Source organism: Vibrio sp. ER1A, assembly GCF_000733315.1.
Classification (GTDB): domain Bacteria; phylum Pseudomonadota; class Gammaproteobacteria; order Enterobacterales; family Vibrionaceae; genus Vibrio; species Vibrio mediterranei.
Window position 1 is genome coordinate 611,103 of sequence record NZ_JPJA01000092.1, and the last position, 13,124, is coordinate 624,226.

Here is a 13,124-nt window from a genome sequence, read left to right on the forward strand (position 1 = left end):
CCGTTTTTGATAAAAAAATGTGATGTCAGTTGTTTTAGAGGTGGCTGCGGATATTCTTGCTGTAGCACGTGCATGGTGGTTTACTTGATTTATCTGTACAAAAATGAAACTTTTTTACAGAAATTTGTAGTTTATTTAAAAAAATCATTCGATTGCTGTAATTTTGAGCTAAGTATTTTACTCAATATAATTATTATAAAACAAACACTTACCTTGCATTACCCTTAATGGTTACTACTAAGTAGGTAAATTACTTTTCAGAACTGATCTGAGTCAATTTTTTTCACGTCCTGAAATATTATACTCAGCCATGAAAGCAATTTACTAAGTAGAGTTGAGTTACCTAAGAGTAACTATTGATGGCAAACAGCTAACTTACTAAAAAGTTTTTAGTTTTTTTATTTTAGGAGATTCATTATGCCTGTAACAAATATGGCTGAACTAGATGCAATGGTTGCACGCGTTAAAGCGGCACAAGCAGAATTTGCAACTTACTCTCAAGAGCAAGTTGACAAGATTTTCCGCGCAGCATCTTTAGCAGCTAACCAAGCTCGTATCCCTCTTGCACAACAAGCGGTAGAAGAGTCTGGTATGGGTATCGTTGAAGATAAAGTTATCAAGAACCACTTTGCGTCTGAGTTCATCTACAACAAATACAAAGACGAGAAAACTTGTGGCATTCTTGAAGAAGACGACAACCTAGGCACTATGACTATCGCTGAGCCTGTAGGCATCATCTGCGGTATCGTACCAACAACTAACCCTACTTCTACTGCAATCTTCAAATCTCTAATCTCTTTGAAGACTCGTAACGGTATCATCTTCTCACCACACCCACGTGCGAAGAACTCTACTAACGACGCAGCTAAACTGGTTCTAGATGCAGCAGTAGCAGCAGGTGCTCCAAAAGACATCATCGGTTGGATCGACCAACCATCTGTAGAGCTTTCTAACGCTCTTATGAAGCACGACGACATCGCTCTTATCCTTGCTACTGGTGGTCCAGGCATGGTTAAAGCAGCTTACTCTTCTGGTAAGCCAGCAATCGGTGTAGGTGCAGGTAACGTTCCTGTAGTTATCGACGAAACTGCTGACGTTAAACGTGCAGTTGCTTCTATCCTAATGTCTAAAACGTTCGATAACGGCGTAGTTTGTGCTTCTGAGCAGGCTGCAATCGTTGTTGACTCTGTATACGACGAAGTTAAAGAGCGTTTCGCTTCTCACAAAGCATACGTTCTGAGCAAAGCTGAAGCTGAGAAAGTACGTAAAGTACTTCTAATCGACGGTAACCTTAACGCTAAGATCGTAGGTCAACCAGCTCCAGCTATCGCTGAAATGGCTGGCGTTAAAGTTCCAGCTGACACTAAAGTTCTAGTTGGTGAAGGTCTAGGTAAAGTTTCTTACGATGACGCATTTGCTCACGAGAAACTATCTCCAACTCTAGGTCTATTCCGCGCTGACGATTTCGAAGACGCAGTTGCTCAAGCTGTAACTATGGTTGAAATCGGCGGTATCGGTCACACATCTGGTCTGTACACAAACCAAGACGTTAACGCTGACCGCATCCGTTACTTCGGTGACAAGATGAAGACTGCACGTATCCTTGTAAACATCCCAACTACTCACGGTGGTATCGGTGACCTTTACAACTTCAACGTTGCACCTTCTCTAACTCTAGGTTGTGGTTCTTGGGGTGGTAACTCTATCTCTGAGAACGTAGGTCCTAAACACCTAATCAACAAGAAAACTGTAGCGAAGCGAGCTGAAAACATGTTGTGGCACAAACTACCTAAGTCTATCTACTTCCGTCGTGGTAGCCTTCCAATCGCTCTTAGCGACCTAGAAGGTAAGAAACGCGTATTCCTAGTAACTGACCGTTTCCTATTCAACAACGGTTACAGTGATGAAGTAGTGAAGCTTCTTAAAGCTCAAGGCATGGAAGTTCAAACTTTCTTCGACGTAGAAGCGGATCCAACGCTATCTGTTGTTAAGAAAGGTGCAGAAGCAATGCAAAGCTTCCAACCAGACGTAATCATCGCTCTAGGTGGTGGTTCTCCGATGGATGCTGCTAAGATTATGTGGGTAATGTACGAGCACCCAGAAACTCACTTCGAAGAGCTTGCAATGCGCTTTATGGACATCCGTAAACGTATCTACAAGTTCCCTAAAATGGGTCAAAAAGCTGAGCTTGTATGTATCACTACAACATCTGGTACTGGTTCTGAAGTTACTCCATTCGCAGTTGTTACAGATGACGAGACTGGTGCTAAGTACCCACTAGCTGACTACGAACTAACTCCTAACATGGCTATCGTTGACGCGAACCTTGTTATGAACATGCCTAAGTCTCTAACAGCATTCGGTGGTTACGACGCAGTAACTCACGCTCTAGAAGCTTACGTATCAGTTCTAGCGAACGAATACTCTGACGGTCAGGCTCTACAAGCACTTAAGATGCTTAAAGAGTACCTACCTTCAAGCTATGCGAACGGTGCAAATGACCCAATCGCTCGTGAAAAAGTACACAACGCGGCAACTATCGCTGGTGTAGCATTTGCGAACGCTTTCCTAGGTGTTTGTCACTCAATGGCTCACAAGATTGGTGCTGAGTTTCACCTACCACACGGTCTGGCGAACGCACTACTAATCTCTAACGTTGTTCGTTACAACGCTAACGACAACCCAACTAAGCAAACTGCGTTCTCTCAGTACGACCGTCCACAAGCACGTCGTCGTTACGCTGAAGTAGCTGACCACCTAGGCCTAAGCCAAGCTGGTGACCGTACTGCTCAGAAGATTGAACGTCTGCTAGCATGGATGGAAGAGCTTAAGCAAGACCTAGACATCCCAGCTTCTATTCAAGCTGCAGGTGTAGCTGAGTCTGACTTCCTAGCGAAGCTTGACGAGCTAGCGGTTGAAGCGTTCGATGACCAATGTACTGGTGCAAACCCACGCTACCCTCTAATCTCTGAGCTTAAAGAAGTTCTGAAAGCGGCATACTACGGTAAAGCATTCGTTGAAGGTGAAACTTTCGAAGGTACGACTGTTATCAAGAAGAAAGCAGACCAAGAAGCTAAGCCAGCAGCTAAAGCTAAAAAAGAGAAAGCTTAATTCAGTTGTAGATTTTCGCTAGCACGAAATCTAAATCGGGAAAAATGATAAAGCCCCTTCAGCAATGAAGGGGCTTTTTTTATTCGGGTTTCAAAGAGTAACTGCCTATGGCGCTACTCAGACCTGTGCATAGCTATGCTTCAGTGCTCACAACTCGACCACTAAAATAATCGTTGCTCACTATGTATTCCGTCGTTCTTGTTAGTTCGTCCTGCACTTCTGACCAATTTGTAGCAATGTGATAGTTATGCGTTGTCACCGGAATCACTCCACCAACACGTACATTGTGTGCTTTTAGTTCTTTCGCCCAACTTTTGGTAAACCCGGTCACCATCGACGTCGTGTTATCCAAATCACTATGATGCTGATCTGGCTCTTGCGCGACCACATTGACGATCACCCCGGATTGGTGAATAGCCATGCGCTCCGCTGCCACTTGTCCAAACATAAATAGGCTAGAGGCGAGCATAGAGAATTTTTGAATAAAGCTTGAGTTCGATGAACTGCCTGTTAAGGATTGTTGCGGGAGTGACGTCCAATGGTTAACCAGAACATCAGGAGATCGACCAGTTTTTGACTCAATTACATTGAAAAGAGATTCTACAGAATCTAACGATATGTCCTCAATCTCCACCATATCGACAAGCTCGGTGAGTTCGAGGCAGCGACGATAAGTAGCCAGCAGTGAAGATGGGTTCACATCGCACAGAACAATACGGGCACCAAGTTTAGCAAAGTGCAACGCAATCATTGCTCCCAAGCTAGTCCCTGCGGATGTAATAAGTACAACTGAATTTTTAATGATCATAGTTACCCCGAAAGTGTCGGTTTCGGATAAATTTAGCCAAAACGGCATTCCCCTGAATTAATAACTTGGTAGAAAAACTGTGAATCAAATGTGAATAACTTCAAACTTTTTTAGAAAAGTGCTAAACGAAAGGGTTATTTCTGCTACATATCACATTGTGTACGGAAAAAGTGGACAAGATTACATTAGTAACCACTTATAAATTGTGGTTAAGCTTGGATGGCTAACGTATCTTTACGGTAGGCGGTGGAAAGGTGGTTATATAAGTAATCTATATTTGGAGTATTAACAGACCCCTGAGCCAACTGTCGGCGCGTATGTCCTGACAGATTTTGATAGACTTCTTCACTGAGACCTATGGTATCTGTTGGCTGGTAGTTTAGAGGTTCAGGTGTGCTGTAATGCTGAAGTTTTGCGCTTGCCAGACCACCTCGGTGGAATTGATTAGCAATTGCTGCTGAGGTTTGATAGTCATCCAACTCTCCCTGAAGTTTCTGAGCAGTAGGAACATTGAAGCGTTGGCGCAATACTGTTTCGTCCGTTATAGCAGTATCGATATCCTCAATAAAGCTGGTTTCACGACAGTCATCACTAAACATAGATAGCATTAATGCAAAATCAGCGCGTCTACCTTGTTCTACGGCACGGCAAAGTGACGTACCACATTGTAGTTCACTGATTAGATTCGCTTTGTCTAAGCTATGAATTTGCATATATACCCCTCATGATTCTTTCTTTATCGGCATGAAAACAGGGGGCTTTAGCAATAATTGGCGGTTATCATAAAAAAAGACCTGCGAAAGCAGGCCTTTAAGGTAATCAGTTATCGATCCGATTATTTAGCTAGGTTTTCTTCTACGAATGCCCAGTTAACTAGAGCCCAAAAACCGTTCATGTAGTCTGGACGAAGGTTACGGTAATCGATGTAGTAAGCATGTTCCCACAAGTCTACAGTTAGAAGTGGAGTCACACCTTCTTCTGTTAGTGGAGTCGCTGCGTTTGAAGTGTTCACGATATCTAGAGAACCGTCAGCTTTCTTAACTAACCAAGTCCATGAAGAACCGAAGTTGTTGATTGCTGAATCAGTGAACTTAGCTTTGAACTCTTCGAACGAGCCGAATGCAGCGTTGATTGCATCAGCAACCGCACCTGTTGGTTCGCCGCCAGCGTTTGGCGCTAGGCAGTGCCAGTAGAACGTGTGGTTCCAAATCTGAGCTGCGTTGTTGAAAACACCGCCAGTTGAAGTCTTAACGATCTCTTCTAGTGTTTTACCTTCAAACTCAGTACCTGGAATTAGGCCGTTTAGTTTAACAACGTAAGTGTTGTGGTGTTTACCGTGATGGTAGTCCAGTGTTTCTGCTGAGATATGTGGTTCTAGAGCATCTTTTGCGTAAGGAAGTGCTGGTAGTTCGAATGCCATTGCTCGCTTCTCCATTGATTATTAGCGGGTTTTTACCCTGATTGCTTCCAAGATATTTATTATTGAGTCGGGTGTTGACTGACTGCTTGCTATTTTAGCAAGTTTTTACTTTATTAAAAGAGTTCTCAAGAAAATTTATTGTTATGACTTATTAAAAACCAAACTCAGGTAGCTAAGATTAGAGTCGGTTGCATCACATCTTAGCTACAATAGTATAACCACATAATTATTGTGCTTTTTATTCTGTGGCGATTCGCTAGAATGTGACCATATCCGCAGTAAAAGCATTTCGAGGAAGCAATGGAAACTATCGATAAAATCAAACAGCAAATTGAAGAAAACGCAATTCTTCTTTACATGAAGGGTTCACCTAAATTGCCTAGCTGTGGCTTTTCTTCTCAAGCTGCTCAAGCACTAATGGGTTGTGGTGAAAAATTTGCCTACGTAGACATTCTACAAAACCCAGATATTCGCGCTGAACTGCCTAAGTACGCACAATGGCCAACGTTCCCACAACTATGGGTTGAAGGTGAATTAATTGGTGGCTGTGACATCATTATGGAAATGTTCCAAAAGGGTGAACTACAACCACTAATCAAAGAAGCGGCTGCACGTAACGCTGGTGAAGAAGAAGCGTAACGCGTTATCTTCAATCATTTCTCTTTATTGAGTGATGACAGAAATAAAAAAGGCTTGGTCAATGACCAAGCCTTTTTCGTATCTGATGTTGTTACAGAACCATGGCTGCAATCCAACCGAAAATAATCAGTGGGATGTTGTAGTGAATAAAGGTTGGAACAACAGTTTCCCAAATGTGTTCGTGTTGGCCGTCGGCATTCAATCCCGAGGTTGGACCTAGGGTTGAGTCAGAAGCTGGAGAGCCTGCATCACCAAGGGCCGCGGCGGTACCAACTAGAGCAATTGTTGCCATTGGTGAGAAGCCAAATGCCAGTGCCAGAGGCACATAGATAGTAGCGATAATTGGGATGGTTGAGAATGAAGAACCGATACCCATAGTAACTAGCAAACCGACGATAAGCATAAGCAAAGCAGCTAGTGGCTTATTGTCGCCAATACTTGTTGATAGCGCTGCCACTAAAGATTCTACGCCGCCCGTTTGTTTCATTACTGCGGCAAATCCGGCAGCTGAAATCATGATGAAGCCAATCATTGCCATCATGTGAACACCCTTAGTGAACACATCTTGGGTTTCTTTCCAAGCGATAACACCGCCAAACGTGAAAACCATGAAACCTGCAAGTGCACCAATGATCATAGAACCCGATGTTAACTGCACTGCAAGTGCTGCGACGATACCAGCAATAGCTACAGCTATGTTTTTCTTATTAATATGTGTTGGCTCTTCATCGATTTGAGTCATCTCTGTTTCAGCATACTCACGAGGTTTTCTATAACTAAAGAAAATAGCAAATAGAAGGCCAGTGATCATACCGGCAGCAGGAAGAAGCATTGCCATTGGCACTTGTGCCGCTGTCACTGATTCCAAACCGTTGTCATGAAGGTTCTTTAGCAAAATGTTGTTTAGGAAAATGCCACCGAAACCAACAGGTAAAACCATATAAGGCGTCACCAAACCAAAAGTTAACACACATGCTACCAGTCGGCGGTCGAGCTTTAACTTAGCAAAAACGCCCAATAGAGGTGGAATTAAAATTGGGATAAAGGCGATGTGAACAGGAATAATATTCTGCGAAGACATAGTCACGAGAATGAGCGCTGCAAGTACCGCATATTTTAGGCCAGTAGTTGAAGCAGAGCTTTCTTTGCCGTGAATACGCTTAATAACACTTTGAGCTAACAGGTCAGTAATACCAGACTTTGAAATAGCCACGGCAAAGGTACCAAGCATCGCGTAGCTTAGCGCGATCGTTGCACCACCACCCAAGCCACCTTCAAAGGCACTCACAGCTTCAGTCAATGACATACCAGACACGACGCCACCAACAATGGCACTGAATGTTAACGCAACGACAACGTTAACTCGCATCAAGGCCAAAACCAGCATGATGCAAACGGAAATAACGACAGGATTCATATTAATCTCTAAAAGTTGTGTTTATTTATTCTTGGGCTTGTTCATCAACAATAGGCCAGCCACCAAGCGCTTTCCATTTGTTGACGATTCGACAAAATAGCTCAGCCGTCTTTTGAGTGTCATAAAGGGCGGAGTGAGCCTCTCTATTGTTAAACTCCATACCTGCGGCTTTACAAGCTTTTGCCAATACCGTTTGACCATAAGCTAAACCACTTAAAGTGGCTGTATCGAAAGTGGCAAACGGGTGGAAGGGAACGCGCTTAAGTTTAGCGCGCTCATTCGCTGCACTAACAAAACTATGATCAAAATTAGCATTGTGAGCCACCATGATAGCTCGGCTGCAATCATGTTGCTTTTGCTCTTTGCGAATGACTTTGTAGATTTCTTTAAGTGCTTCCTGTTCAGGCACAGCACCTCGAAGCGGACTAAATGGGTCGCGAATTCCTGTAAATTCCAGTGCTTCTTTCTCTAGGTTAGCGCCTTCAAATGGCTCTATGTGAAAGTGCAAGACGGAAGCTGGCTGCAAATTTCCTTGGTCGTCCATGGTTAAAGTGATTGCGCAAATCTCCAATAACGCATCGGTCTTAGCATTGAAACCTGCGGTCTCAACGTCAACGACGACGGGAAAATAGCCACGGAATCGCTTTTTTAGGGTGAGTGCTTCGTTTTCTACGGTCATTTCAGAGTTTTCTAGTGTGACGAAGGTAGCATTATTGCAGATTATCCAACTATAAAAAACCAGACGAGTCATTTAATTTTCGCAGACAAAGTTTGAAAAATCATGCTTGGCTATGATTCATGACTATTTATCAAACCATGAAAGGGAACAAGTTGAACAAAGACGCAAAGGAAACGTACGTTGGTGAATTGAGCTGATAACATGGCGAGGTTTTTGCAGTAACTGATGTGGAGATCCATCTAGCACGTAGAGCGGCAAAACTGTGCCGTCGCGTATATTGCAAAAGAGTTACTTAACTGTATGAAATTAAAAGCCTTACTAACACTATCACTGTTGCCTATTATGACTGCTACTGCGGCCAATGCGGCAATTGAGAAACGTTATGTGGCAACACCAACACAGTCACAATGGGAAATGGTCAGTAATTCTCCGCTAGAATGCCGACTTGTTCATCCGATTCCTAATTTCGGTGACGCGGAGTTCATCGCACGTGCAAGCAAGAAGATGAATCTGGATTTTGAATTAAAAATGCGCCGCTCTATGGGCGAAACTCGAAATGTGAGTTTGGTGTCTTTGCCGCCTCCATGGAGACCGGGTGACAGTGCCGACAGAATTACTAACCTACAGTTCTTTAAGCAGTTTGATGGGTATGTCGGTGGACAGGCTGCTTGGAGTATATTGAGTGAGCTAGAAAAAGGACGCTATCCAACTTTCAGTTATCAAGATTGGCAAAGTAGAGATGAGCGAATCGAGGTCTCGTTGTCTTCGGTTTTATTCCAAGCCAAATACAATGTCTTTAGTGACTGTATCGCCAATCTATTACCTTACAGCTTCGAAGACATTTCATTCACGATTTTACATTATGACCGTAATAGTGAACAGCTGAATAAGACTTCCCAACATAGGCTTGAGCAAATCGCCGAGTATGTTCGATACAATCAAGATATCGATTTGGTTCTTGTCTCGACCTATACGGATTCTTCGGATTCCAAAGGTGAGAGCCAACAACTTTCCGATAAACGCGCATCGATTCTGCAAGACTATTTCCAGTCACTGGGACTACCTAAAGACCGTATTCAAGTTCAAGGCTATGGGAAACGTCGTCCTGTTGCCGACAATTCTTCTCCAATAGGTAAAGCGAAGAATCAGCGCGTGGTGATTTCTTTCGGGCGTACCGAAGTTTAGTTTTGATAGGAAAAAAAACGCCAGCGAACTAAGCTGGCGTTTTACTAGAGGCATGGTGAAAGAGTAGAGGTTATCCCTCTAAACCTGCACTTGCTTGTTTGTTCTGAATAAGCTCAATCATGTAGCCATCAGGGTCTTTTACAAATGCAATTTGAGTGGTACCACCTTTCACAGGACCTGGCTCACGAGTGACGTTACCGCCTGCTGCTTTAATCGCATCACAAGTACTGTAGATATCATCGACACCAATAGCGATATGACCGTAAGCGCTGCCTAGATCGTATTCAGTCACGCCCCAGTTGTAGGTTAACTCAATTACTGCGCCTTCTGACTCGTCACCAAACCCTAAAAACGCTAACGTGTATTTGTATTCAGTATTTTCGTTTTTACGTAGCAACTTCATTCCAATAACGTCGGTATAGAAAGAAATTGACTTGTCTAAATCACCCACGCGTAGCATGGTGTGAAGGATACGACCGTTAGACATAACATTGCTCCTTTGTTTTTAATTCTCTGGATAGACTTTTTCTTTAAACTCACAAAGATCTTCAATAATGCAGCTACCACATCTCGGTTTTCGAGCGACACATGTGTAACGTCCGTGAAGGATCAGCCAGTGGTGAACGTCTAGTTTAAACTCTTTTGGTACAACTTTTAGTAACTTGTGTTCTACATCATCCACCGTTTTGCCCATCGCAAATTTGGTTCGATTTGAGACACGATAAATGTGGGTGTCTACAGCAATGGTAGGCCAGCCAAACGCAGTGTTTAGTACCACATTAGCGGTCTTACGCCCAACACCTGGCAGAGCTTCTAGCGCTTCGCGGTTTTCTGGGACTTCGCTATTGTGTTGGTCAACTAGGATTTGGCAAGTCTTGATGACATTCTCTGCTTTAGAGTTAAACAAGCCGATAGTTTTAATGTATTCCTTTACGCCATCCACACCCAATTCGAGCATTGCTTCAGGTGTATTAGCGACGGGATAGAGCTTATCGGTCGCTTTATTGACGCTAACATCGGTTGCTTGAGCAGAGAGTAAAACAGCGATAAGTAGCTCAAATGGGGAGTTCCAATTGAGCTCAGTCTCTGGCTTTGGGTTGTTTTCTCGAAGTCGTTCGAGGATTTCTCTTCTTTTTATATTATTCATTGGCTGACTTAGCTCTTCCCAAAAGTAGTGGGTTCTTCCGGTGATTAAAAGCCCAAGATTAGCAAAGTCTTGGGCTTGTTATGGTTGGTGATTAGTTCGTTACACGAGCGCGTTCTATCTGCTGTTTTTCTTGTTTCGGTTGACGAAGCTCTATTTGCTTATCAATAACATTTTTCAGAGCTATGAGAAAGCCAACCCCGATAAATGCGCCTGGTGGTAATAAGGCGAGTAAGAACTGGCTATCAAATTGGAATACTTCGATACGAAGCGCCGCCGCCCAAGGCCCCAATAACAAATCAGCACCATCAAATAGAGTACCGTTGCCGATAAGTTCGCGCATAGCACCAAGAACGACCAGTACTGAAGTCATGCCTAGCCCCATCCACAAACCGTCAAGTGCCGCTGGTAGCACCGCATTCTTTGAGGCAAACGCTTCTGCTCGTCCAATAATAATGCAGTTGGTCACAATAAGAGGGATGAAAATACCAAGGGATAGATACAGTCCATAAGCGTACGCGTTCATTAATAGCTGAACGCAGGTAACTAGCGCGGCAATGATCATTACAAAGACAGGGATTCGAACTTCTTTGGGGACGTAGTCTCTGATCAGAGAAACGATCACGTTAGAGCCTACTAGCACCGCTAAGGTCGCAAGGCCAAGGCCCAATGCGTTCGTCACTGTAGATGACACGGCAAGAAGAGGGCATAAGCCAAGCAGTTGAACTAGCGCTGGGTTATTACTCCATAGACCATTTTTTAACAACTCTTTAGAAGTACTCACTCTTCACCTCCACAATTTAGTGGTTGGTTTAATATCTTATCGCGATGGGTGTTCACGTAGTTTACTGTATTCTTCACAGCCTTAACGACGGCACGTGGTGTAATAGTAGCGCCAGTGAAAGAATCGAATTGACCACCGTCTTTTCGCACGGCCCACTGTGACTGATTAGCTTCTGTGACTTGCTTGCCTGTAAAGCCAAGCACCCAGTCGGTAATTCTTAGGTCGATTTTATCGCCTAGTCCAGGTGTTTCTTGGTGAGCCAGAACGCGTGTACCTAGGATCGTGCCTTCGATATCCATACCAACAATGATCTTAATTGCGCCATTGTAGCCATCAGGTGCTATTGCCTCGATAGCCATGGCTTTGGGTTCATTATTAATGGTCGCGATATAGACCGGCTGTGGCTGTGTTGTTCCAAGAGCCGGATCACTCACCAAAGTACAAGATGCGTAAAGTTCATTATCATGCAGTTCATGCGGGATAACTTCATTAAGCGTCGCTTGAAGTTGTGCTCGCTCTTGGCGAACGATCTGATCTTTGGTTAGATACTGCGTAACAGCGACTACCCCTGTTGAAGCACAGGCAAAGATAGCCAAAGTTAAGCCATTTTTTCTAATTGCATTCAACATGGTGATTAATGTCCATAAGTTCTTGGTTTAGTGTAATAGTCTATGAGCGGAACGCACATATTCGCTAACAGAACAGCGAAGGCGACACCGTCAGGGAAGCCGCCCCAAGTACGGATCACGAAGATCATCACGCCGATAAATGCACCAAATATCAATCGGCCTTTTACTGTTGTTGAGGCTGAGACTGGGTCAGTAGCAATAAAGAATGCCCCAAGCATGGTTGCACCAGATAACAGGTGTAATATTGGTGATGCCGTCGCGCCTGGTGTAAACAGCATGAATAGACCACTAATTACGGTTAACGAGGCAAGAATCGCAACAGGAATGTGCCACTGAATGATTCGTAGCTTAAGTAAGATAAGGCCACCCGCCAAATAAGCAAGGTTCACCCACTCCCAACCAATACCTGCTAGACCGCCAAATATAGGCTGTTGAACGACTTCCGCGATAGTGTTGCCATTTTTAATACCCGTTTTGAAAGCATCAAGTGGTGTCGCCATGGTAATACCATCAATACCAGTACGAATTTGCTGTAATGAATACCCGTCAGCATCAAAACCCGAGAAAATGAGCGAGAATGCATCGGTGAAAGTAACAGGTTCACTGGAGAGTGAATGAGGCGTAATCCAACTGGTCATTTCAACCGGGAAGGAAATCAGCAGAACAACATAGGCTACCATCGCTGGGTTGAACGGGTTTTGTCCTATGCCGCCATATAAATGCTTAGCAATGATGATGGCAAATACTAAGCCGATGACTAACACCCACCAAGGAGAGAGTGGCGGTATCGCAATTGCCAATAACCAAGCCGTGACGAGCGCACTGTAGTCACGAAGAGCAGAGATTGGAGAGCGCTTACGAAACAGCATTACGATCGCTTCGAGCATCAAGCCGACTATGATCGCTAAACACAGTTGAATAGCGGTGCCCCAACCAAAAAAGTATGTTTGCGCTATCAGACCTGGCAACGCACAAAGCGCCACACCTTTCATTAGATCTGGAGTGCGTTTACGACTGTGCGCATGTGGAGAGCTAGCAATAAAGAAAGACACTAGTTGTTCTCCTTGTTATTTTGTTCTTTTTCAATTTTTCTCGCTTTTGCGCGTGCAATTGCGGCTGCAACTGCCGCTTTTTTGGGGGCATCCACAGCAGGCTCGTCCTCACTTTGAACCTCAGGCTCTGTTCCGGTAGCGGCTTGCTTACGCGCTTTAGCACGAGCGATAGCGGCAGCAACGGCAGCTTTTTTCGGATCGTCTTCAGTAGGTGCGTCGGCGTCTTGAGCCTCTAGCTCGGTTTCGACAGCGGCTT

13 protein-coding genes and 1 pseudogene are annotated in these 13,124 nt (G+C 44.1%); 3 read left to right on the plus strand and 11 right to left on the minus strand.

Annotated elements, in window-relative coordinates:
• Positions 1-417: 417 nt before the first annotated feature.
• Entirely contained in the window at positions 418-3,111 is a 2,694-nt protein-coding gene (gene adhE / locus HW45_RS21145) for a bifunctional acetaldehyde-CoA/alcohol dehydrogenase (protein ID WP_038229489.1), read from the plus strand.
• Positions 3,112-3,244: 133 nt separating this feature from the next.
• On the opposite strand, the gene HW45_RS21150 is transcribed toward adhE, so the two are convergent.
• The 3 genes from HW45_RS21150 to sodB all read right to left on the minus strand — a co-directional run bounded on the left by HW45_RS21150 (position 3,245) and on the right by sodB (position 5,339).
• Positions 3,245-3,919 carry an SDR family oxidoreductase gene (locus tag HW45_RS21150; protein ID WP_038229491.1) on the minus strand — a complete coding sequence of 225 codons (675 nt, stop codon included), beginning with the start codon at positions 3,917-3,919 and terminating at the stop codon, positions 3,245-3,247.
• Between the two features lie 209 nt (positions 3,920-4,128).
• Complete coding sequence (locus tag HW45_RS21155; RefSeq protein WP_038229493.1) at positions 4,129-4,632, minus strand: VC2046/SO_2500 family protein; 504 nt, start codon at positions 4,630-4,632, stop codon at positions 4,129-4,131.
• 122 nt (positions 4,633-4,754) lie between these two features.
• Positions 4,755-5,339: a superoxide dismutase [Fe] gene (gene sodB, locus HW45_RS21160; RefSeq protein ID WP_031493433.1), complete on the minus strand. Its 585-nt coding sequence runs from the start codon at positions 5,337-5,339 to the stop codon at positions 4,755-4,757.
• A 300-nt stretch (positions 5,340-5,639) separates the two neighbouring features.
• On the opposite strand from sodB, the gene HW45_RS21165 reads away from it, so the two are divergent.
• Positions 5,640-5,978 (plus strand): Grx4 family monothiol glutaredoxin, encoded by a 339-nt coding sequence (locus HW45_RS21165; RefSeq protein ID WP_031493434.1) that lies wholly within the window; start codon positions 5,640-5,642, stop codon positions 5,976-5,978.
• A gap of 91 nt (positions 5,979-6,069) precedes the next feature.
• Here HW45_RS21165 and HW45_RS21170 read toward each other — a convergent pair whose 3' ends face one another.
• Positions 6,070-7,395: a Na+/H+ antiporter family protein gene (locus HW45_RS21170; RefSeq protein WP_038229495.1), complete on the minus strand. Its 1,326-nt coding sequence runs from the start codon at positions 7,393-7,395 to the stop codon at positions 6,070-6,072.
• Between the two features lie 25 nt (positions 7,396-7,420).
• Complete coding sequence (gene rnt, locus HW45_RS21175) at positions 7,421-8,074, minus strand: ribonuclease T (protein ID WP_038229689.1); 654 nt, start codon at positions 8,072-8,074, stop codon at positions 7,421-7,423.
• 342 nt (positions 8,075-8,416) lie between these two features.
• Here rnt and motY point away from each other — a divergent pair, with 342 nt between their 5' ends.
• Positions 8,417-9,259 carry a flagellar protein MotY gene (gene motY, locus HW45_RS21180; protein WP_370736765.1) on the plus strand — a complete coding sequence of 281 codons (843 nt, stop codon included), beginning with the start codon at positions 8,417-8,419 and terminating at the stop codon, positions 9,257-9,259.
• 70 nt (positions 9,260-9,329) lie between these two features.
• On the opposite strand, the gene gloA is transcribed toward motY, so the two are convergent.
• From gloA to HW45_RS29620, 6 genes and pseudogenes are all read right to left on the minus strand, one after another.
• Positions 9,330-9,746, minus strand: coding sequence for a lactoylglutathione lyase (gene gloA / locus HW45_RS21185; RefSeq protein WP_038229500.1), 417 nt, complete (start codon positions 9,744-9,746; stop codon positions 9,330-9,332).
• 18 nt (positions 9,747-9,764) lie between these two features.
• Positions 9,765-10,406 (minus strand): endonuclease III, encoded by a 642-nt coding sequence (nth, locus tag HW45_RS21190; protein WP_006072937.1) that lies wholly within the window; start codon positions 10,404-10,406, stop codon positions 9,765-9,767.
• 91 nt (positions 10,407-10,497) lie between these two features.
• Positions 10,498-11,187 (minus strand): electron transport complex subunit E, encoded by a 690-nt coding sequence (locus HW45_RS21195; RefSeq protein ID WP_038229502.1) that lies wholly within the window; start codon positions 11,185-11,187, stop codon positions 10,498-10,500.
• Positions 11,184-11,816, minus strand: a complete 633-nt coding sequence (rsxG, locus tag HW45_RS21200) for an electron transport complex subunit RsxG (RefSeq protein WP_038229505.1) — start codon at positions 11,814-11,816, stop codon at positions 11,184-11,186. The genes HW45_RS21195 and rsxG overlap by 4 nt, the downstream gene beginning before the upstream one ends.
• A 5-nt stretch (positions 11,817-11,821) precedes the next feature.
• Entirely contained in the window at positions 11,822-12,868 is a 1,047-nt protein-coding gene (rsxD, locus tag HW45_RS21205) for an electron transport complex subunit RsxD (protein WP_038229508.1), read from the minus strand.
• Positions 12,868-13,124: pseudogene (locus HW45_RS29620) on the minus strand (electron transport complex subunit RsxC); the annotation flags it as partial. The pseudogene HW45_RS29620 and the gene rsxD, both read right to left, overlap by 1 nt.